Source organism: Microbacterium sp. Se5.02b, assembly GCF_019464375.1.
In the GTDB taxonomy this organism is placed as follows: domain Bacteria; phylum Actinomycetota; class Actinomycetes; order Actinomycetales; family Microbacteriaceae; genus Microbacterium.
Genome location: NZ_CP080491.1, coordinates 2752981 through 2772102 on the forward strand (window position 1 = coordinate 2752981; position 19122 = coordinate 2772102).

The following is a 19122-nucleotide window of genomic DNA, read 5'->3' on the forward strand; positions in this document are numbered from 1 at the left end:
CACCACGAGAGGACGCATGCGGTGACGGAGGATTCTCCCGAGGAGATGACGGAGTACTCGCTGAGCACGCTCATGGCGCCGCTCGAGCCGCCAGCGGAGCCCGACGACTTCGACGACTTCTGGCGCGAGACGTTCCTCGAATTCGGCGTCGGTCCGGTCGCATGGGAGTTCACGCAGGACCTCCCGCCGACGCCGACGCACCGTGTCGCCGAGATCCGATTCCATTCCTCCGCCGAGGAGCAGGCCGCCGCGTACGCCATGGTTCCACACCGGATCGCCGAGACGCGTCGAGGGCTCGTGGTCGGGCACGGATACGGCGGACGCACCGCCCCCGACCCCGACCGCGTGCCCGCGGACACCGCGGCGATCTTCCCCGTCGCACCCGGCACGCACGCGGTCGCCGACAGCCGCTTCCCCGCACTGCCGGACGAACACGTGCTGGCGGGCATCGCGCACCGCGACACCTACTCGCATCGTTTCAGCGCCGCCGATGTCTGGCGTGCCGCCACCGTCCTCCTCGACATGGCGCCCGCGGTGACCGGAGCGCTGGACTTCAGCGGCGGGAGCTTCGGTGGCGGGATCGGAGCGATGGCGCTGCCCTGGGATGATCGCTTCCGCAGAGCCGCGTTGGACGTGCCGAGCTTCGGGAATCACGATGTGCGGCTGTCGCGGCGCTGCACCGGGAGCGGGGAGGCCGTTCGCGAGCACCTGCGCGATCACCCCGAGGCGCGCCCCGTCCTCGACTACTTCGACGCAGCGACCGCGGCGCGTCGCCTGCGCATCCCGGTGCACGTGAGCGCCGCCCTGCTCGACCCCGCCGTCGACCCCGGGGGCAGTTCGCCGTCTACCACGCACTGCCCGGCCCCCGCCGACTCGGCGTGCGCGCCTGCGGACACCTCGCAGGACCGATCGGCGAATTGTCCGATCGCCTCGCGCTTCAGGCCGGCACCGACTTCCTCGCGCTCCCCGATGAACGGCTCTCAGACAACGCATAGCGATCTCCATAGAAATCACATAGGAGATTCCGCAGAATAGGCGCATGACCAGCGACCTGCCCGACCTGCGCCGTCCCGACGGCTCCCCCCTGCGCATCCTCGCCGTCGACGACGAGCAGATGCTCACCGACCTTCTCGCGATGGCCCTGCGCATGGAGGGGTGGGAGGTGCGCACCGCCTCCTCGGGGATGGAGGCGCTGCAGGTCGCTCGCGATTTCGAACCCGACGCGCTCGTGCTCGACATCATGATGCCCGACCTCGACGGGATGTCGGTGCTCAAGCGTCTCCGCGAATCGGGCAACCTGGTCCCGGTGCTGTTCCTCACCGCGAAGGACGCCGTGGGAGACCGCGTCGCCGGGCTCACGGCGGGCGGCGACGACTACGTCACCAAGCCCTTCAGCCTGGAGGAGGTCATCGCCCGCCTGCGAGCGATCATCCGCCGCACCGGCCACGCCACCGCGGACGACGGGCAGTCGATCCTCCGCGTCGCCGACCTGACCCTCAACGAAGACAGTCACGAGGTGATGCGAGACGGCACCGAGATCGAGCTCACCGCCACCGAGTTCGAGCTGTTGCGCTATCTCATGCGCAACGAGCGCCGGGTGCTGTCGAAGGCGCAGATCCTCGACCGCGTGTGGAGCTACGACTTCGGCGGCAAGTCCTCGGTCGTCGAGCTGTACATCTCGTACCTCCGCAAGAAGATCGACGCAGGGCGCGCCCCGCTGCTGCACACCGTGCGCGGCGTCGGCTACATGATCAAGGCCCCGCAGTGAGTTCAGCGACGATGATGAGACGGCCGATGAGCCTGCAGACACGGCTGATGACCGCCGTGATCGGGTTCGTCTCGCTGATCCTCATCATCGTCGCCATCATCACCAGTGCGACGCTCGGGAAGACGATGGAGGATCAGCTCGACCAGAAGCTGAACACCTACGCGCACCAGCTCGCCCGCCTGACCGAGGGCTTCGCGCCGTCGTCGGCCACCGCTCAGAACATCCTCACCGGCCCGTATTCACCTCCGGTGGGTCTGGTCTTCGTCGTCTCGAGTCCGGTCACCGGCTTCAGCGGGGCCGTCGTGACGAACACGTCGGAGGACGAGCTGAACGGTTCGCTCAAGAGCCTCGACGGCACGCAGATCGCCGAGATCGCGGTCGCGCTCAACGACGCATCCGTCGCCACGGTCTCCCTGTCCGACCTCGGCTCCTACCGGATGATGGCGGTTCCGGCGGCCAACGGAGTGACCGTCGTGACGGGGCTCCCCCGCGACGAGATCCAGAACCAGCTCGCGCAGCTGCTCACCGTGATCGCCCTCGCCACGATCGGCGGCCTGATCCTGCTGGCTCTGACCACGGCGATCACCATCAGGGTGAGCCTGCGTCCGCTCAGAGCAGTGGCGGTGACGGCCACCAGAGTCGCGAATCAGCAGCTCGACCGCGGAGAGGTCAGTATCACCGAGCGGGTACCGGCTTCTGAAGCCGACCCCCGCACCGAGACCGGCCTCGTGGGTGCGGCATTGAACAAGCTGCTCGATCACGTGAACACTTCGCTGGCCTCGCGGCAGAAGAACGAGGAGCGGATGCGCCGCTTCGTCGCCGACGCGAGCCACGAGCTCAGGACACCGCTCGCGTCGATCCGCGGTTACTCCGAGCTGTCGCTGCGCGCACTCCGGCAGCAGAGCACCGAGGAGCAGACCGAGGTCATCGAAGGCACCACGTCGTCGCTGGAGCGCATCCAGGCGCAGTCGCTGCGGATGACCCGCCTCGTCGAGGATCTTCTGCTGCTCGCCCGGCTCGACGAGGGGCAGGAGCTCGTCTACGGCACGGTCGACCTCACGCAGTTGGCCCTCGAGAGCGTCTCGGACGCCCGTCCGACCGCCCCCGACCATCACTGGAACATCGAGGTGCCCGACGAACCCGTCACGATCGTGGGCGACGCGGGCCGGATGCACCAGGTCGTGACGAATCTGCTCGCGAATGCCCGGACGCACACCCCGGCCGGCACGTCGATCACTCTGAGCGTCGCGCGGGAGGCCGGTGAGGCGGTGCTGCGCGTTCACGACGACGGCCCCGGCATCGACCCCGGCATCCGCGACGAGCTGTTCGCCCGCTTCGCGCGAGGCGACTCCTCTCGGGCCCGCCAGACCGGTGGCACCGGACTGGGACTCGCGATCGCGAAGGCCATCGTCGAGGGCCACCACGGGTTCATCTCCGTGACGAGCGAGCCCGGCGACACGACCTTCACCGTGCGCGTGCCGGTCACCCCGGCGGAGCGCGTGGATCCCGACGCCTGACGCCGCGACGCCGCGGCCTTCCCGACGGGCATCCGAACTCCCGACGTGTGCCCGAGGCCGGGGTGGGGCCGGGCGGGGCGGGGTCAGTAGCCGGCGAAGGCGTCGGTCGTGAGGGTGCGGGCCTTCTGCAGTGCGGGCGCGAGGTCGGCGATCAGTCGCGGAGGCCCGGAGATGAACGCATGACGCGTGGTGATGTCTGCCACGGCACGCTCGAGCGTCTCCGCGTCGAGGCGGGCGCCCTGCCCCCAGGTCCAGTGCGCGGGAAGGTCCGCCGGTTCGTCACGGGTGAACACCACCGTGCGCACACCGGTCGCGGCGAGCTCGTCGCGGAACGCCAGTTCGGAGGCGTCGGACGCGACGTACACGAGCACCACGTCGCGCTGCTGCCCCGTCGCCTGCAGCTGCCGCAGCTGCGACACGAAAGGCGTCACGCCGATGCCCGCTGCGACCATCAGCACCGGGTGATCGCCCCGCGGCAGGATGAAGTCGCCCCACGTTCCGGTGACGGCGAAGGTCGCGCCCGGCTCCGCGGCCGCGAGAGCGCGCTTGTAGCTGGACGGGTGCTTCTGGTCGCCGTTCTTGTACGCGATGCGCAGGGTCGGCAGATCGGCCGGAGCCGACACGATGCTGAACTCCCGGCGGGTGCCGCGCGCATCGGGCCGGTGATGCGGAACATCGAGCTCGAGGTACTGACCGGGCAGGAAGCGCACATGCCCCTTCGCCCGGAAGGTCAGCTCCTGTGCCGTCGGGGTCACGAACTCCCTGCGCTCGAGCACGAGACGCACCGACCCGCGCAGGGCGAAGGCGAACGCGACGAGGTTGCCGATCAGGAGCGCCCGTTCCTGGCCGAGGGTGAACAGGCCGGCGACGGCGATCGGCCATCCGGCGAGCACCCCCACCACGACGGCCACCACGAGCTGCTGGCGGCGACGCGGCGGGAGAGTGAGCGGCTCGGAGAGCATGAAGGCGCCGAGGAACAGGAACGGCGACTGCAACACGGCGAACTGCAGGGCCGTCAGCATGTCGAACCCGATGTCGAACTGGGCGGCCTGGACCGCCTGCCGCACCACGGAGGTCGCGACAGCGACCACGAGGAACACCAGCACGACGCGCACCTTCTCGGTGCGCCACAGCACCGCCAGCCCGAGGACGGCCACGGGGATCGTGAGCACAGGGGTACCGACCCACCACGACGAGGAGGTGCCGAGCCACTCGAAGGCGCCGAAGGCCCCGAGGATCGATACGACGGCGGCACCGAACGCCGCGGGGTTGAAGATGTGGCGGCCTCGCCAGGCGATCAGGTACTTCGACACGCTCGCCACGGCCCCCGCGAGCGCGAGACCGAGGAGGGCGCCGAGTTCGAGCCCCGGACGAAGGACGAACAGCAGGATGAGCGCGGTGACGAGCGACGATTCGATACGCCATGGAAGACGCAGGATCCGCTGTGCGCCGGCGTCCACAGCCGAGATGACGACCGCGAGCACCCCGAACGAGGCGACGAGTTCGAGCGGGGTGGGCGAGACGATGACGCCGAGCAGCGACAGCACCAAGGCGATCACGGCCAGAGCGATGAGCGCGAACAGCACGAGTCGGTACATCGACAGCGAGCCCAGTACCGCGAGGACCCGCTGGCGCGCGGCGGCGAAAGAGGTGATCACGTCGTCCAGTCTTTCCTAGTTCGGGGCCGAGGGGCCCGTCTTTCCGGAGAGGAACAGCTCGGCGGGGCCGCCTGGCGAGCGCTGCACCCGGCCGTCGGTGCTCATGCGCACCCAGTGCACGCCCCAGTCCGCAGCGATCTCGGGGCCTCCGGGGAAGAAGAGCGCCGTCGCGACGGCATCGGCGGTCATCGCGTCGGGCGCCAGCGCCCAGGTCGCGGCCCAGGTCTGCACCGGGACCCCTGTGCGCGCATCGAGCACATGGTGCAGCCCGCTCCCCCACGCACGACGGTTCACGGCCGATGCGCACAGCGCGCCGTCACGCACCCCGACCACCCCGATCGCCTTCTGCGGATCGTAGGGATGCTCGAGCCCGATGCGCACTCCCGCGCCGCGCACCCTGATGTCGCCGCCCGCGTCGACCACGAGATCTCCCGGCACGTGCGACAGAGTGCTCAGGACCAGGTCGACGAGGCGCCCCTTTCCGAGCGCCCCGACGTCGAGGAGCGCCGGTGCCGTGACCGCGACCTCGGAACGCGTCCACGCCACCCGCTGCTCCCAGTCCGAGGGGGCGCGCACGGGCTCCCCCGGCACGAGCGAGTACTCGGCGTCGTAGCCGATCGCTGCGAGGCTCACGGCCACGAGGGGATTGACCGCGCCGTCGGTCGCTGCGGAGAGCGCACGGTAGGCGTCGAGCATCGGTCCGGCATCGGTCGACGCGAAGGCGCCTCCTTCCGTGCCGAGACGTGTGACCTCGGAGTCGGGACGGAACCGGGACCACTCCCGGTCGAACCGCTCCACCTCGGCGCTCACGGCCGTGCGATCCGCCTCCGTCAACGCGACGGTCGACTCGATGTCCCAGTGCGTTCCGATCGCCTCGAAGCGCCAGCTCGCCATGGGCGTCAGGCGCCTATGCGGCCGCCTGCTCCTTGATCGACTCGACCGCGTCGTTGAACCCACCGCTCGTGAGAGACGATCCTGCGACACGACTGACGTTCAGATCGTCGAGCGCCACGCCCTCGACCTCGGCGGCGATGCCGTCGATGAACTGGCCCTGGTACTGCTCGGTCTCGGGGGCCTGCGGGTCACCCGTGACCTCGACGTCGGTGACCACACCGTCGGCGAGGGTCAGCGTGACGGAGATCTGCTCGACCGTCTCCGGGGTCTGGTACGAACCGTCGGCCGTGTAGGTGCCGTCGGCGTAGTCTCCTCCGGTCGCGCCGCTGGGGGCGGAGGCGGAACCGGTGCCCGCCGCCTCGTCCGTCCCATTCGACGAGTCTCCGGTATCGGCCGCGCCGGAGCAGCCGGCGAGCACGAGCATGCCGGCGATCCCGAGAAGAGCGGAACCCTTGCGGACAGAGGTCGGTACAGTCGTGCGGATCATGCTGGCCTCCCGGTGCGGTGTCTGTCGACGCGTTCGCCGATGCATTCGACCGTATGCACCGCGGCTATGCGCGGGCTGTGCCGAGACGATGAGTTACGCGTCGCCACCGAACATGCTCGTGACCGAACCGTCTTCGAACACCTCGTGGATCGCACGAGCGAGCAACGGGGCAATGGGGAGAATGGTGAGCTTGTCCCACCGGCGCGATTCGGTCAGTGGAATCGTGTCGGTGATGACGACCTCATCGATCGACGAGTCCTGAAGTCGATCGGACGCCGGGTCGCTGAAGATCGCGTGGGTCGCCGCGACGATCACCCGGTGGGCACCGTTCGCCTTGAGCGCCTGGGCCGCCTTGACGATCGTGCCGCCCGTGTCGATCATGTCGTCGACGAGAAGACAGGTGCGGCCGTCGACAGCACCCACGATCTCGTGCACCGAGACCTGGTTGGCGACCTTCGGGTCACGACGCTTGTGGATGATGGCGAGCGGCGCGCCGAGGCTGTCCGACCAGGTGTCGGCGACGCGCACGCGACCCATGTCGGGCGAGACGACGGTGAGGATCTCGCGATCCGCCGGCGAGAGGGTCCGCTCGAAGTAGTCCAGCAGGACCGGCTTCGCGAAGAGGTGGTCGACGGGGCCGTCGAAGAACCCCTGGATCTGCGCAGCGTGCAGGTCGACGCTCATGACGCGATCGGCGCCGGCGGTCTTGAGCAGGTCGGCGACCAGACGAGCGCTGATCGGCTCACGCCCGCGGCCCTTCTTGTCCTGACGCGAATACGGATAGTAGGGCGCGACCACGGTGATCCGCTTGGCCGATGCGCGCTTGGCGGCATCGATCATGATGAGCGTCTCCATGAGCCACTCGTTGACCGGCTCGCCGAAGGTCTGGATGAGGAAGAGATCGACGCCGCGGATCGACACCTCGAAGCGGGCGTAGATCTCGCCGGAGGCGAAGGTGCGGTGCTCGACCGGAGCGATCTCGGTGCCGAGCGCCTCGGCGACGGCCGCGGTCAGCGCGGGGTGCGAGCGTCCGCCCGCGACGACGAGCCGCTTCTTGGTCTTCGCGATGATGCCGGGGCGACCCCGTTGTCGCGATCCAGATCGACCGTCTTCTTCTTCCGGGCCATGCTCCGCCTATTCCGCCGAATTCTCCCGAGCAGCGGCGTCCGCCGCACCCGTTCCTGCTCTGTTCTTCTCGACCCAGCCCTCGACATTGCGCTGGGGTGCGACGGTCATGGCCAGGGCTCCGGCCGGGACATCCTTGCGGACGACCGCGCCGGCGCCGGTCTTCGCGCCTGCCCCAAGCCTAACGGGCGCCACGAGCACCGTGTGCGAGCCGGTGTGCACCTCGTCGCCGATCTCGGTGCGGTGCTTGTTCACGTCGTCGTAGTTGGCGGTGATGGTGCTCGCGCCGAGGTTCACGCCCCGGCCGATCGTCGCGTCGCCCACATACGAGAGATGCGGCACCTTGCTGCCTTCACCGATCTCGGCGTTCTTGGTCTCGACATAGGCGCCGATCTTGCCCTTCGCGCCGAGGACGGTGCCCGGCCGCAGGAACGAGAACGGACCGACCGTGGCCTCCGCGCCGATCACCGCGAGGGTCGCATCCGTGCGGCGGACGATCGCGTCTTCGCCGACCTCGCAGTCGACGAGCGTCGTGTCGGGGCCGACGACGGCGCCGGGGGCGATGACCGTGGCGCGCAGGATCTGCGTGTTCGGGAGGATCGTGACGTCGGGCGACAGCTTCGCATCGTCGTCGATCCAGGTGGTCGCCGGGTCGACGATCGTGACGCCCTCGAGCTGCCACCGACGCACGATGCGCTGGTTGAGCAGGCGCCCCACCTCGGCCAGCTGCGCTCGGTCGTTGACGCCGAAGGTGACCGAGACGTCGGAGACGACGGAGGCGGCGACGCGGTCGCCGTCGCGGCGCAGCAGCCCGGGGACGTCGGTGAGGTACATCTCCCCCTGCGCGTTGTCGACGCCGACACGAGGCAGATACGTGCGAAGGGTCGCGGCGCGGAACACGTACATCCCGGCGTTGATCTCGCGGACGGCGGCCTCTTCGGCACTCGCGTCCTTCTGCTCCACGATGCGGTCGACCCCGCCGTCGGCGTCACGCACGACGCGTCCATAGCCGGTCGGGTCGTCCACCAGGGCCGTCATCAGCGTGGCCGGCGCACCGGATGCGCGATGCTCGGCCAGGAATCCGGACAGGGTCTCGACGTCGGCCAGCGGGCAGTCTCCGGAGAGCACGAGCACATCGCCGTCGAAGTCGTCGGGGAGGGCGTCGATCGCGACCTGCACGGCACGACCGGTGCCCGGTACGTCGTCCTGGTCGATGAACACCGCATCCGGGTAGTCCTTCGAGAGCGCGGCGACGACCTGGTCGCGCTCATGACGCACGACCACCTCGATGTGCGCCGCCTGCAGGCGCGCGGCCGTGGTGAGCACATGCCCGACCAGCGGGCGTCCGCCGATCGGGTGCAGCACCTTGGGCAAGCGCGACTTCATGCGCGTTCCCTGACCTGCGGCGAGGACGACGATGGCGAGATTGTTCCCAGTCATGCTCCGCCGCCAGGACTCGAACCTAGACCTCACAGCTCCAAAGGCTGTCGTGCTGCCATTACACCACGGCGGACCGCGCCGCCCGTGAGAGCACCGCGGGGTCAAGTCTGCCATGTCCCGGCCCGTGTTCTGCTGACACCCGATCCGTCACCGGCCGGAAACACGGATCTGGGATGCTGGCCTCCATGAGCATCGTGATCGAGAAGGTGGAGAGCGCGTCCCCCGCCCTGACAGAGTTCCTGGTCGCCCATCATGCCGAACTGGAGCACACGGCGCCCGCCGAGAGTCGTCACGCACTGGTGTTCGAGCGTCTGCTCAGGCCGGGCGTGCGACTGTTCGCCGGCTTCGTCGACGGCCGCCCCGTCGCCACCGGAGCCCTCGCGACCGTCGCCGAAGGCCACGAGGAGATCAAGTCGATGCGCACCGACCCGGCGCTGCGCGGCCGAGGACTCGGGCGGTCGATGCTGGCCTTCCTCCTCGCCGACGCGGAGGCTCGTGGCATCGCGCGGGTCTCCCTCGAGACCGGCAGTGCCGAGTTCTTCGTGCCGGCCCGCGCGATGTACACGGCGGCCGGATTCCGGGAGTGCGGCCCGTTCGGCAGCTACCTCCCCGACCCGTACAGCACGTTCATGACGCTCGAGCTGGCGGCGGCATCCCGCGCACCGCACCCGCGCACGCGATAATGGGCGGATGAGCGAGGTGGATGAGGTCGACCGGATCGTCGGCGCGTGGAACACGCAGCGTCCTGACCTCGACTTCTCTCCCCTCGAGGTGCTGTCGCGGATGGACCGGCTCTCCCGGCACCTCGATCGCGCCCGTCGCGATGTGTTCCGCCGCAGCGACCTGGAGCATTGGGAGTGGGACGTGCTGTCGGCGCTGCGACGTGCGGGCGCTCCGTTCCAGCTCTCCCCAAGCAGCTGCTGCAGCAGACGCTCGTGTCGAGTGGCACGATGACGAACCGGATCGACCGGCTCGTCGGTCGACGCTTCGTGCGCCGCGAGGCCGACCCCGGCGACGGTCGCAGCGTGCTGGTGATCCTCACCGACGACGGGCGCATCCGTGTGGATGCGGCGATCACGCGCCTCGTCGATGTCGAAGCCGATCTGCTGCAGGCCCTCTCGCGCTCCGACAGAGACCGCCTGGCCGGGCTGCTGCGCAAGCTGAGCCTGAGCTTCGACTCCTGATCTCAGCCCGTCAGCGCTCCGGTCTCAGCGAGCCGACTCGGGAACCGGGGCATAGGACCGGGGCCGGCACGCCGGTCGCTTAGGGTGGAAGGATCCCGTTCGCGACCAGCGACGCCGTTCCCCCGGAGGCCGACCGATGGGCATGCCCTCTCCCCTCCCCGTGCGCGACGGCGTCGGAGCGACACGACTGCACGTGCCGTTGCGAGGCGTGTGGCCGACGGTGGCCGCGTACATGGTCGAGCGCTTCTTCCATCTCGACCCGGAGCGACTGCTCGAGCGCTTCGACCGCGGCGAGATCGTGACCGCCGACGGATCGGCCGTTCCCCGCGACGCCCCGCTGGGCAGCGTGGAGTTCGTCTGGTACTACCGCGAGCCCGCGGTCGAGACCCGCATCCCGTTCGAGCTCGAGATCCTGCACCAGGACGACCATCTCGTGGTGGTCGACAAGCCGCACTTCCTGCCGACGACGCCAGGGGGCAAGTTCCTGCAGAACTCGGCGCTGATCCGCCTGCGAAATCTCCTCGACAACCCCGACCTCGCGCCGATCCACCGCCTCGACAGGGCGACGGCCGGGCTGCTCATGTTCTCGTCGCGCCCGGCGACCCGGGGCGCATACCAGCTCCTGTTCGAGAACCGCCAGGTGCAGAAGGTGTACGAGGCGGTGTCGGCCCTCCCCGCCGGCCCGCTCCCCTCGTTCCCGGTCGTTTACCGGAACCACATCGAGAAGCCGCGCAGTCAGGTGCGCGTACAGGTCGACGACGCCAGGGAGCCGAACGCCGAGACGCTCATCGACCTGATCGGCTCCGACGACAACGTGGTGCACACCCTGCTGCGACCGCACAGCGGCAAGATGCATCAACTGCGCGTGCACCTCGCCGCCCTCGGCATCGGCATCCTGAACGACCGCTTCTACCCTGACCTGCTCGACGATCTGCCGGACGACTTCGACCGCCCGCTCCAGCTGCTCGCGAGAGAGCTGCGCTTCGTCGACCCGCTCACCGGCGCGGACCGGGTGTTCACCACGCGGCGCACCCTGCAGGAGGCACCGGGCGCCGGAGCGCCCCTCAGCGACGCATGACCTTGCGGGCGAGCCGCGTCCCGAGGATCTGCACGAGGTGCACGAAGACCACGATCAGCACGATCGCCGTCCACATGACGACCGGTTCGAACTGACGGAAGCCATAGATCTGCGCGAACGCACCGAGACCGCCGCCGCCGATCAGACCCGCCATCGCCGTCATGTCGATCAGCGCGACCACGATGAACGTGTAGCCGAGGATCAACGGTCCGAGCGACTCCGGGATCGCGACCGTGAACAGGATGCGCCAGGGGCCGGCGCCCATCGCGCGCGCCGCCTCGATCACCCCAGGAGACACCGAGACCAGGTGCTGCTCGACGATACGGCCGATCGCGAACGCGGCAGCCAGGGCGATGATGAAGGCGCCGGCCGTCGTGCCGATGCCCACGCCGACCACGGCCCGCGCGAACGGCTGGGCGACGGCCACGAACAGCACGAACGGGATCGGACGGAAGAAGTTCACCCCCAGGTTGGCGATGAGCGCGACAGTCTTGTTCTCGACGAGACCACCGGGTCGCGTGACATAGAGGATGACGCCGATCGCCAGCCCGAGCACGCCGCCGAGCAGGAGGGCGAACGTCGTCATGTACAGCGTTTCGAGGGCGGCCGCCCACAGCTCGGGCCACAGTTCGTTCAGGCGGTCCATCAGCGCGCCTCCTCTCCGGCGATCTCGGTGACTTCGACCCGCTCGCCGATACCCGCGAGTGCGCGGTCGATCGCGGCGGCGTCGCCGCGGATCGCCAACGTCAGGTGCCCGAAGGCCCGGCCGCGGATGTCGTTGATGCCACCGAACACGAGTTCGAAGTCGAGGCCGGCGGCGGCGAGGTCGAGGAACACCTGCGCCTGCGAGGAGTCGCCGTCGCGGAACGAGAACGTCACGAGGCGACCGCGATGCCGCTCCCGCAGCACCGCGAGCTCCGAAGGCGACGGCACACCCTTCACGACCGTGCCGACGAACCGCTGGGACGCGGGATTCTGCGGCGCGGAGAACACGTCGAACACCTCGCCGTTCTCGATCACTCGACCGTTCTCCATCACGGCCACTCTGGTGGCGATGGTCTGGATGACGTCCATCTCGTGCGTGATCACCACGATCGTGACGCCCTGCTCCCGGTTGACGCGCCCCAGCAGGTCGAGTACCTCGTGCGTCGTCTGCGGGTCGAGTGCGCTCGTGGCCTCATCGGCGAGGAGGATCGCGGGCTTGGTGGCGAGCGCGCGGGCGATGCCGACGCGCTGCTTCTGGCCACCGGAGAGCTGCTCCGGGTAGGCCTTCGCCTTGTCGGAGAGCCCGACGAACGACAACAGCTCCGTCACGCGCGCCTCGATATCGGGCTTCGACCACCCGGCGAGGGTGAGCGGGTACGCGATGTTCGCCTTGACCGTCCGCGACGAGAACAGGTTGAACTGCTGGAAGATCATGCCGATGCCCCCGCGGACCCGGCGCAGATCGCGCTCCTTGAGGGCGGTGATGTCGACCCCGTCGACGGTGATCGTGCCGCTCGTCGCGGGTTCGAGCGCGTTGATCAGCCGCACGAGCGTGGACTTGCCCGCACCGGAGTACCCGATGATGCCGAAGACGTCGCCCTTCTCGATCGAGAGGGTGACGTCATCCACGGCGACGATCTCGGACTCGCCACGGGTGCGGGAGGGATAGGTCTTGGAGACGTTCGTCAGGGTGACGATCGGCATGTGCTGCTCCGGTCTGCTTCGGGAACGAAGAATCGGGTGACGCGTGTCGCGCCACCCGATTCTCCCTCATCGGGCGGGGGGTGGAGTTCCCCTCGCCCGCTACTTGCTGGCTTCGGCGTCCGCCTGGACCTTCTCGAGCGATGCGACCAGATCCTCGACCGGCGTCTGCAGTGCGACGGCGGTGCCGCCCGACGACTCGAGCAGGCCCTTCTGGACGGCCTCGTTCGTCTGGAAGATCTCGACGAGCTTGAGGTACGTCTCGTTGTCGGCGTCTTCCGCGCGGGCGGCGAAGATGTTCACGTACGGCAGCGCGCTGGGGTCCTCGGGGTCGTCCTGCGCGATCGCGTCTTCGAACGTGAGTCCTGCGTCCTGCACGAAGTCGTTGTTGATGATCGCTGCGGCGACGTCGGGCAGCGACGTCGGGATGAGCGCGGCCTCGAGCGCCTTGACCTGGACCTTGGACTTGTCGGTGTCGACGTCGGCGAGGTCGGAGTACGGGGTGCCGCCGCTCTTGAGCTCGACGAGCCCTGCCTGCTGCAGCACGTTCAGTGCGCGAGCCTGGTTGGAGGCGTCATCCGGGACGGCGACGGTCTCGCCCTTCGGGATGCTGTCGACGTCGTCGTACTTCTTCGAGTACAGCCCGAGCGGGTAGATCGCGGTCGATCCGATCGGGGTGAGGTCGGAACCGGAGGCGTTGTTGTACTCGGCCAGGTACACGATGTGCTGGAACTGGTTGAGGTCGATCTCGCCCTCGGTGAGAGCCGGGTTCGGCTGCTCGTACGAGCCGAAGTCGACCAGTTCGACCGTGATGCCCTCGTCGGCGGCGGCCTCGACGAAGGCCGGCCACTGCTCGTCGCCCTTGCCGACGACGCCGACCTTGACGACCTCGTTCTCGGACGACCCCTCGCTCCCTGAGCCGGTGTCGGAGGTTCCCGTGGCGCAGCCTGCGAGCGCGACGAAGAGCGGGACCACGGCGAGCGCGGCGATGATGGAGGTGGTACGGCGTGACATGGAAGGAGTTCCTCTCTTGGGGGACTCGAATACGTTAGACAGGCCGTGCCGCGCACGCGGAATCGTGTGTCACACGGCGTCACAGCCAGGACGGGGCGCCACGACGAGGTTCAGTCGTACTCCTCGATCCCCTGCAGGCGTACCTGCTCGAGGTCGAGTCGGGCGGAGATGCGCCGGACGACGATGTCGTCGACCGTCCCGGCGCCGCGCAGTCCCAGCAGCACTTCGCGCTTGCGGTCGATGAGGGCGAGCTTGAGGCGCGTGTGCTCCTCGTGACGGATCAGCGGCGAGCGCTGGGCCAGATCGACGTCGGTCGATGTCGCGATGATCTGCAGCACCGTGCCGTCGGTGGCGTCCTCGTCCGTGGTCTGCGGGGCTCCTCCGCCGCCGATGCCGTACGGGTCGGGCTCGCCGAGCATGTCGTCCAAGGCCTCGGCCTCCGCGTCGACCAGAGCCTGCTCCCGCGCGAGTGTGCGCGCGTTCGCGAACTCCAGCATCTGATACCCCTCGGAACGCACGCGGTCGCGGACCTCCTGCCCGATCCCGTGCTCGGCGGCGAGGTCGTCGAGGGCGGCGAGGGCCGCTCCGGAGATCGCGCGCTCGGCGAGTTCGTACTCCTCGTCCTCCACGTGGTCGACGGGGAACCTCGCCCACCGCACGGCGGCCGGCAGCAGGGGGCCCTGCACCAGGAGGCTCAGCAGGATGACGCCGGCGGTGACGAACACGATCTCATCGCGTCCGTTGATGGCGCCACCCTCCGTGATGCTGACCGGCACGGACAGCGCGATCGCCAGCGACACCGCACCGCGCATCCCCGCGATCGTGGAGACCGCCCTCGCGCGGGCGCGGGATCCGGGTGCCGGCCGTGGACCGGACTGCCGCTGGAAGATCACGTTCAGCAGCTGGAACACGTATCGCACGACCAGCAGCGTCACCCACACGGCGAGCGTGATGAGCACGAGTCGTCCGATCGCCGCGGCCGAGATCTCGTGCGCGACGTACTGCACTTCGAGGCCGATCAGCACGAACAGCGCGCCGTTGAGCAGGAAGACCCCGAACGGCCACGCCGCATCGGCCTGTCGTCGGGACGAGGCCGTCGTGACCCGCGGCGACACGTACGCGACGATGAGCCCGGCGACCACGACGGCCAGAACACCTGAGGCGTGCACCATCTCGGCGGCGAGGAAGGCGGTGAACGGGATCAGCAGCAGAGCGACGTTGATCACGATGGTCGAGGACGTGCGGCGCAGCAGCAGGTAGCCGAGTCCCGCGATCACCACACCCGCCGCGATACCGCCGACGTACGAGATCAGCACATCGAGCGTGACCGACAGCGGGGTGATCTGACCGCCGAGCGCGAGCGACACCGCGATGGCATACAGCACCAGGGCCGTGCCGTCGTTGGTGAGGCTCTCGGCCTTGAGCTTCATGAACATACGCCGCGGCAGCAGTCGTCCGAGCGCCGCGACGGCGGTGGCATCCGGTGGCGCGACGGCTGCGCCGAGGATGAGGGCGATCTCCCACGGCATCCCGAAGAGCACGCCGATGCCGGCGACCGCGAACGCCGAGGCGACCACGAGCACCGTGCTCATCGGGAGGATGTAGCGGAAGTCGCGGCGGATCGATCGCAGCGACGTGGTCAGGCTCTCCCAGAAGAGCATCACGGGGAGGAACAGCAGCAGCACCGTCTCCGGCGGCAGCTGCACCTCGCGCAGCTGCGGGACGAAGCCGAGCAGCAGACCGAAGATGACCAGGACGAGGGGCAGCGCGAGACGCACGCGCGGGGCGATCAGGGTTCCGACGAGAATCGTGAGTCCGAGCAGGACTGTTACTTCGAGGCCTTCCATTCCTACCTCCCAACAGCGGTGAGAGAAGGATATTCCTCCGGCGGCGGATCTCCTCTGCGGCGTCGGCCCGGTTGCCGCTGGACACACTTTCCCATATGGGTATATGTTGCTCTCATGGCACGAGCAGCGACGACCTCGGATGTGTTCAATGCGATCGCCGAGCCTCGGCGTCGGCAGATCCTGACCCTGCTGCGCGACGGCGAACGAGCCGCGACAGCGCTGTCGGAGGACTTGGGCATGTCCCAGCCGGGCACGTCGAAGCACCTTCGCGTGCTCCGAGAAGTGGGCCTGGTCCGGGACCGCCGAGCGGGCAAGCAGCGCCTCTACGCCCTGGACGCCCGCGGCCTGCGAGCGGTGCACGAGTGGTCGGGCGGATTCGAGCGGTTCTGGAGCGAGAGCTTCGACCGACTGGACGCATATGTGCAGGAACTCAAGAACGAGAGGCAGGACTAGCGGATGCAGACGACAGGACGGATGGCCCCGACGGCCGAGCGGGAGATCGTGGTCTCGAGAGTGATCGACGCGCCACGGGAGCTGGTGTTCGAGGCCTTCACCGAAGTGCGGCACCTCTCGCATTGGTGGGGCCCCACCGGGTTCACCACCAGCACGCGATCGTTCGAGTTCCGCGTCGGCGGCGAATGGGTGTTCGTGATGCACGGGCCCGACGGCACCGACTACCCCGAGTGGATCGTGTGGACCGCGATCGAGCCGCCGTCGCGGATCGCCCTTCGGCACGGCGAGCATCGCGACGACCCCGATGCGTTCGAGTCGGTCCTCACCTTCACGGCAGACGGGGAGAGGACCCGGATCGAGATGCTCACCGTCTTCGCGACCCCGGCGCTGCGCGATGCGGCGGTCGAGAAGCACGGGGCGATCGAGGGCGGTCGACAGACGCTGGCGAGTCTGGCCGGGTACGTCGGCGAGCTCGTGCGGGATGGAGGACTCGACTGATGGCCGGCACCGTGTTCTTCAGCGTCTCGATGTCGCTGGACGGCTACATCGCCCCCGACTCCCCGGAAGAGCTGATGGGACAGCAGTGGATGGAGCTGCAGAAGTGGGTCTTCCGTCAGAGGCACTTCCGCGAGAACCTGAAGCTCGGCGACGGCGGCGAGGAGGGCCGCGACAACGACATCGTGCGCGAGACCTTCGAGCGCACCGGCGCGAGCGTGATGGGCAAGCGTATGTTCGACGCCGGCGAGCACGCGTGGCCGGACGATCCGCCGTTCCACACCCCGGTCTTCGTCGTGACGCACGAGGAGCGTGCGCCGTGGGAGCGCCGGGGAGGGACGACGTTCCATTTCGTGAACGACGGCATCGAGGCGGCACTCGAACGTGCGCGCGCAGCTGCCGGACCACGGGACGTGCGTATCGCGGGCGGCGCCGCGACGATCGTGCAGTGTCTCAACGCCGGCCTGGTGGATGAGTTCCACGTGGCGCTCTCGCCGGTGCTGTTCGGCCGCGGCATCCGCCTCTTCGACGGTGTGGACCCGAAGCGGGTGGTCCTCGAGCTGCGAGAAGCGGAGCCTTCGCCGAGCACCACGCACCTTCGCTACCGGGTCAGCCGATCTCCTCGGTGAGTTCGAACCAGCGCAGCTCCAGCTCTTCGATCTCGGCCTGCTGCTCGCCGATCTTCTTCATCCGCTCGCCCAGTCCTTCATAGTCCGACTGGTCGTGATCGGCGAGGGCGCTCTTGGCGGCGTTGACCTGCTGGGTGAGCTTCTGGATGCGTCGCTCGAGGGCCGACACCTCTTTCTGCGCCGCGCGCAGGGCGGCACCGTCCAGGCCCTTGGCGGCCGCGCTCGATGTCGCCGTCGCCGCAGCGGTCGCGGTCTGCTTCGGGGTCGCGGCGTCCTGCCGCTCCCGCAGGCGCAGGTACTCGTCCACCCCGCCGGGAAGGTGGCGCAGGTGGCCAGCGCCGTCCGGACCGGGAAGGATCGCGTACTGCTGGTCGGTGACCCGCTCCAGGAAGTAGCGGTCATGGCTGACCACCAGCAGCGTGCCCGACCAGGAGTCGAGCAGGTCCTCGATCGCGGCCAACATGTCGGTGTCCATGTCGTTCGTGGGCTCGTCGAGGATCAGCACGTTCGGCTGTTCCAGAAGGACGAGGAGCAGCTGCAGACGGCGCTGCTGCCCACCCGAGAGGTCTTTGACCGGCGTCGACAGCTGCGCCGACGAGAAGCCGAGGCGTTCGAGCAGCTGCCCTGGCGTGAGGTCCTGCGCCTTGGAGCCGGCGCCGAGGGTGTACGAGGTGCGCAGGCCGGAGATGACCACCCGCACCGGGTCCTTCCAGTACTGGTCGAGCTCGTCGAGACGCTGCGTCAGGGTCTTCACGTTCACGGTCGTGCCGCGCTTGACACGCCCCACTGTCGGTTCCACGGTGCCGGCGATGAGCCCGAGCAGCGTGGACTTGCCTGCGCCGTTCACCCCAAGGATGCCCGTGCGCTCCCCCGGCGCGATGCGCCATTCGACGTCCTTGAGGACGACCTTCTCGCCTCCGTCCGCGGTGGGGTAGGTCACTCCGACGTCGAGCAGATCCACCACGTCCTTGCCGAGGCGCGAGACGGCGAGGGACTGCAGCGACACCGTGTCGCGGATCTCCGGCACGTCGGCGATGAGCTCGTTCGCCGCGTCGATGCGGAACTTGGGCTTGGCCGTGCGCGCCGGCGCGCCGCGCCGGAGCCACGCGAGCTCCTTCTTGGCGAGGTTCTGACGCTTCGCCTCGGTGGCGGCGGCCATCCGATCGCGTTCGACGCGCTGCAGGATGTACGCCGCGTAGCCGCCCTCGAAGGGCTCGACGATGCGGTCGTGCACCTCCCACGTCTCAGTGCAGATCTCGTCGAGGAACCACCGGTCGTGGGTGACGACCATGAGGGCGCCCGAGTTCGGCGACCAGCGCTTCTTGAGGTGCGCGGCGAGCCACGTGATCGCCTCGACGTCGAGGTGGTTCGTCGGCTCGTCGAGGGCGATGACGTCCCAGTCGCCGGTGAGCAGCTTGGCGAGGGAGACGCGTCGCCGCTGGCCACCGCTGAGCGAGCCGATCTCGGCATCCCACGGCAGATCGGTGAGGAGTCCGTCGATCACGTCGCGGATGCGCGCGTCTCCCGCCCACTCGTACTCCGGGGTGTCGCCGACGACGGCGGCGCTGATCGTCAGGTCGTCGGGAAGGGTGTCTGCCTGGTCGAGGACTCCGATGCGCGTGCCGCCCCGCACCGTGACGCGGCCGGAGTTGGGCTCTTTGATGCCGGCGAGCATCCCGAGGAGGCTGGACTTGCCGTCGCCGTTGCGGCCGACGATGCCGATGCGGTCACCCTCCTCGATTCCCAGGGTCACGGAGTCGAAGACGACTCTGGTCGGATATTCGAGGTGCAGGGCTTCAGCCCCCAGAAGATGTGCCATGTTCCCTCAAGGGTAGTCGGGGATGACG

The 19122-nt window shown here is 68.9% G+C and carries 18 protein-coding genes, 1 tRNA gene and 1 pseudogene; 9 read left to right on the top strand and 11 right to left on the bottom strand.

All coding sequences use genetic code 11. The features are described from left to right. Positions 1–21 precede the first annotated feature (21 nt). The 3 genes from K1X59_RS13615 to K1X59_RS13625 are packed head-to-tail and all read left to right on the top strand — an operon-like array spanning position 22 to position 3285. Entirely contained in the window at positions 22–1035 is a 1014-nt protein-coding gene (locus K1X59_RS13615; protein WP_220173489.1) for an acetylxylan esterase, read from the top strand. A gap of 4 nt (positions 1036–1039) precedes the next feature. Beyond that, on the top strand, positions 1040–1768 hold the full coding sequence (locus K1X59_RS13620) for a response regulator transcription factor (protein WP_183150480.1): 729 nt from the start codon (positions 1040–1042) through the stop codon (positions 1766–1768). Positions 1769–1794: 26 nt separating this feature from the next. After that, complete coding sequence (locus K1X59_RS13625) at positions 1795–3285, top strand: cell wall metabolism sensor histidine kinase WalK (protein WP_183150481.1); 1491 nt, start codon at positions 1795–1797, stop codon at positions 3283–3285. Between the two features lie 83 nt (positions 3286–3368). Here K1X59_RS13625 and K1X59_RS13630 read toward each other — a convergent pair whose 3' ends face one another. The 6 genes from K1X59_RS13630 to K1X59_RS13655 all read right to left on the bottom strand — a co-directional run bounded on the left by K1X59_RS13630 (position 3369) and on the right by K1X59_RS13655 (position 8962). Beyond that, a complete protein-coding gene (locus K1X59_RS13630; protein ID WP_220173490.1) occupies positions 3369–4943 on the bottom strand; it encodes a flavodoxin reductase in 1575 nt (524 codons plus the stop codon). 15 nt (positions 4944–4958) lie between these two features. Next, on the bottom strand, positions 4959–5837 hold the full coding sequence (locus tag K1X59_RS13635; protein WP_220173491.1) for an FAD:protein FMN transferase: 879 nt from the start codon (positions 5835–5837) through the stop codon (positions 4959–4961). A gap of 13 nt (positions 5838–5850) precedes the next feature. Next, positions 5851–6324: an FMN-binding protein gene (locus K1X59_RS13640; RefSeq protein ID WP_183150482.1), complete on the bottom strand. Its 474-nt coding sequence runs from the start codon at positions 6322–6324 to the stop codon at positions 5851–5853. A 93-nt stretch (positions 6325–6417) separates the two neighbouring features. Further along, positions 6418–7395 (bottom strand): ribose-phosphate diphosphokinase, encoded by a 978-nt coding sequence (locus tag K1X59_RS13645; RefSeq protein WP_183152842.1) that lies wholly within the window; start codon positions 7393–7395, stop codon positions 6418–6420. Between the two features lie 63 nt (positions 7396–7458). Then, entirely contained in the window at positions 7459–8889 is a 1431-nt protein-coding gene (gene glmU / locus K1X59_RS13650; RefSeq protein ID WP_220173492.1) for a bifunctional UDP-N-acetylglucosamine diphosphorylase/glucosamine-1-phosphate N-acetyltransferase GlmU, read from the bottom strand. Position 8890: 1 nt separating this feature from the next. Continuing rightward, a tRNA-Gln gene (locus tag K1X59_RS13655) sits at positions 8891–8962 on the bottom strand. Positions 8963–9074: 112 nt separating this feature from the next. Between K1X59_RS13655 and K1X59_RS13660 the strand changes: the two genes are divergently transcribed. The 3 genes and pseudogenes from K1X59_RS13660 to K1X59_RS13670 all read left to right on the top strand — a co-directional run bounded on the left by K1X59_RS13660 (position 9075) and on the right by K1X59_RS13670 (position 11151). Next, a complete protein-coding gene (locus K1X59_RS13660; protein WP_183150483.1) occupies positions 9075–9572 on the top strand; it encodes a GNAT family N-acetyltransferase in 498 nt (165 codons plus the stop codon). Between the two features lie 7 nt (positions 9573–9579). Beyond that, positions 9580–10073: pseudogene (locus tag K1X59_RS13665) on the top strand (MarR family winged helix-turn-helix transcriptional regulator). 142 nt (positions 10074–10215) lie between these two features. Then, positions 10216–11151, top strand: coding sequence for a pseudouridine synthase (locus K1X59_RS13670; RefSeq protein ID WP_202045255.1), 936 nt, complete (start codon positions 10216–10218; stop codon positions 11149–11151). Here the strand turns inward: K1X59_RS13670 and K1X59_RS13675 are convergent. The 4 genes from K1X59_RS13675 to K1X59_RS13690 form a co-directional block, all read right to left on the bottom strand. Then, positions 11138–11797 carry a methionine ABC transporter permease gene (locus K1X59_RS13675; RefSeq protein WP_183150486.1) on the bottom strand — a complete coding sequence of 220 codons (660 nt, stop codon included), beginning with the start codon at positions 11795–11797 and terminating at the stop codon, positions 11138–11140. The genes K1X59_RS13670 and K1X59_RS13675 overlap by 14 nt on opposite strands. After that, entirely contained in the window at positions 11797–12840 is a 1044-nt protein-coding gene (locus K1X59_RS13680; RefSeq protein WP_183150487.1) for a methionine ABC transporter ATP-binding protein, read from the bottom strand. Before K1X59_RS13680 ends, K1X59_RS13675 begins: the two co-directional genes overlap by 1 nt. 99 nt (positions 12841–12939) lie before the next feature. After that, entirely contained in the window at positions 12940–13851 is a 912-nt protein-coding gene (locus K1X59_RS13685; protein ID WP_183150488.1) for a MetQ/NlpA family ABC transporter substrate-binding protein, read from the bottom strand. A 110-nt stretch (positions 13852–13961) separates the two neighbouring features. Further along, the gene (locus K1X59_RS13690) at positions 13962–15698 is read right to left on the bottom strand and encodes a Na+/H+ antiporter (RefSeq protein ID WP_183150489.1); all 1737 of its coding nucleotides are present in this window, start codon (positions 15696–15698) and stop codon (positions 13962–13964) included. A gap of 114 nt (positions 15699–15812) precedes the next feature. Here K1X59_RS13690 and K1X59_RS13695 point away from each other — a divergent pair, with 114 nt between their 5' ends. Genes K1X59_RS13695 through K1X59_RS13705 form a run of 3 tightly spaced genes read left to right on the top strand, consistent with a single transcriptional unit; the run spans position 15813 to position 17275 of the window. After that, complete coding sequence (locus K1X59_RS13695) at positions 15813–16151, top strand: helix-turn-helix transcriptional regulator (protein WP_183150490.1); 339 nt, start codon at positions 15813–15815, stop codon at positions 16149–16151. A gap of 3 nt (positions 16152–16154) precedes the next feature. Further along, positions 16155–16649 carry an SRPBCC family protein gene (locus K1X59_RS13700; RefSeq protein WP_183150491.1) on the top strand — a complete coding sequence of 165 codons (495 nt, stop codon included), beginning with the start codon at positions 16155–16157 and terminating at the stop codon, positions 16647–16649. Further along, positions 16649–17275 (top strand): dihydrofolate reductase family protein, encoded by a 627-nt coding sequence (locus tag K1X59_RS13705; protein WP_183150492.1) that lies wholly within the window; start codon positions 16649–16651, stop codon positions 17273–17275. The genes K1X59_RS13700 and K1X59_RS13705 overlap by 1 nt, the downstream gene beginning before the upstream one ends. Here K1X59_RS13705 and K1X59_RS13710 read toward each other — a convergent pair. Continuing rightward, positions 17256–19094 carry an ABC-F family ATP-binding cassette domain-containing protein gene (locus tag K1X59_RS13710; RefSeq protein ID WP_183150493.1) on the bottom strand — a complete coding sequence of 613 codons (1839 nt, stop codon included), beginning with the start codon at positions 19092–19094 and terminating at the stop codon, positions 17256–17258. The genes K1X59_RS13705 and K1X59_RS13710 overlap by 20 nt on opposite strands. Positions 19095–19122: the final 28 nt, after the last annotated feature.

Bases quoted from the DNA above. Each gene is read 5' to 3' on its own strand.
- K1X59_RS13690 (WP_183150489.1), bottom strand. From the start codon at position 15,698: ATGGAAGGCCTCGAAGTAACAGTCCTGCTCGGACTCACGATTCTCGTC.
- K1X59_RS13675 (WP_183150486.1), bottom strand. From the start codon at position 11,797: ATGGACCGCCTGAACGAACTGTGGCCCGAGCTGTGGGCGGCCGCCCTC.
- K1X59_RS13670 (WP_202045255.1), top strand. From the start codon at position 10,216: ATGCCCTCTCCCCTCCCCGTGCGCGACGGCGTCGGAGCGACACGACTG.
- K1X59_RS13700 (WP_183150491.1), top strand. From the start codon at position 16,155: ATGCAGACGACAGGACGGATGGCCCCGACGGCCGAGCGGGAGATCGTG.
- K1X59_RS13620 (WP_183150480.1), top strand. From the start codon at position 1,040: ATGACCAGCGACCTGCCCGACCTGCGCCGTCCCGACGGCTCCCCCCTG.
- K1X59_RS13680 (WP_183150487.1), bottom strand. From the start codon at position 12,840: ATGCCGATCGTCACCCTGACGAACGTCTCCAAGACCTATCCCTCCCGC.
- K1X59_RS13705 (WP_183150492.1), top strand. From the start codon at position 16,649: ATGGCCGGCACCGTGTTCTTCAGCGTCTCGATGTCGCTGGACGGCTAC.
- K1X59_RS13625 (WP_183150481.1), top strand. From the start codon at position 1,795: ATGAGCCTGCAGACACGGCTGATGACCGCCGTGATCGGGTTCGTCTCG.
- K1X59_RS13640 (WP_183150482.1), bottom strand. From the start codon at position 6,324: ATGATCCGCACGACTGTACCGACCTCTGTCCGCAAGGGTTCCGCTCTT.
- K1X59_RS13710 (WP_183150493.1), bottom strand. From the start codon at position 19,094: ATGGCACATCTTCTGGGGGCTGAAGCCCTGCACCTCGAATATCCGACC.
- K1X59_RS13695 (WP_183150490.1), top strand. From the start codon at position 15,813: ATGGCACGAGCAGCGACGACCTCGGATGTGTTCAATGCGATCGCCGAG.
- K1X59_RS13685 (WP_183150488.1), bottom strand. From the start codon at position 13,851: ATGTCACGCCGTACCACCTCCATCATCGCCGCGCTCGCCGTGGTCCCG.
- K1X59_RS13660 (WP_183150483.1), top strand. From the start codon at position 9,075: ATGAGCATCGTGATCGAGAAGGTGGAGAGCGCGTCCCCCGCCCTGACA.
- K1X59_RS13635 (WP_220173491.1), bottom strand. From the start codon at position 5,837: ATGGCGAGCTGGCGCTTCGAGGCGATCGGAACGCACTGGGACATCGAG.
- glmU (WP_220173492.1), bottom strand. From the start codon at position 8,889: ATGACTGGGAACAATCTCGCCATCGTCGTCCTCGCCGCAGGTCAGGGA.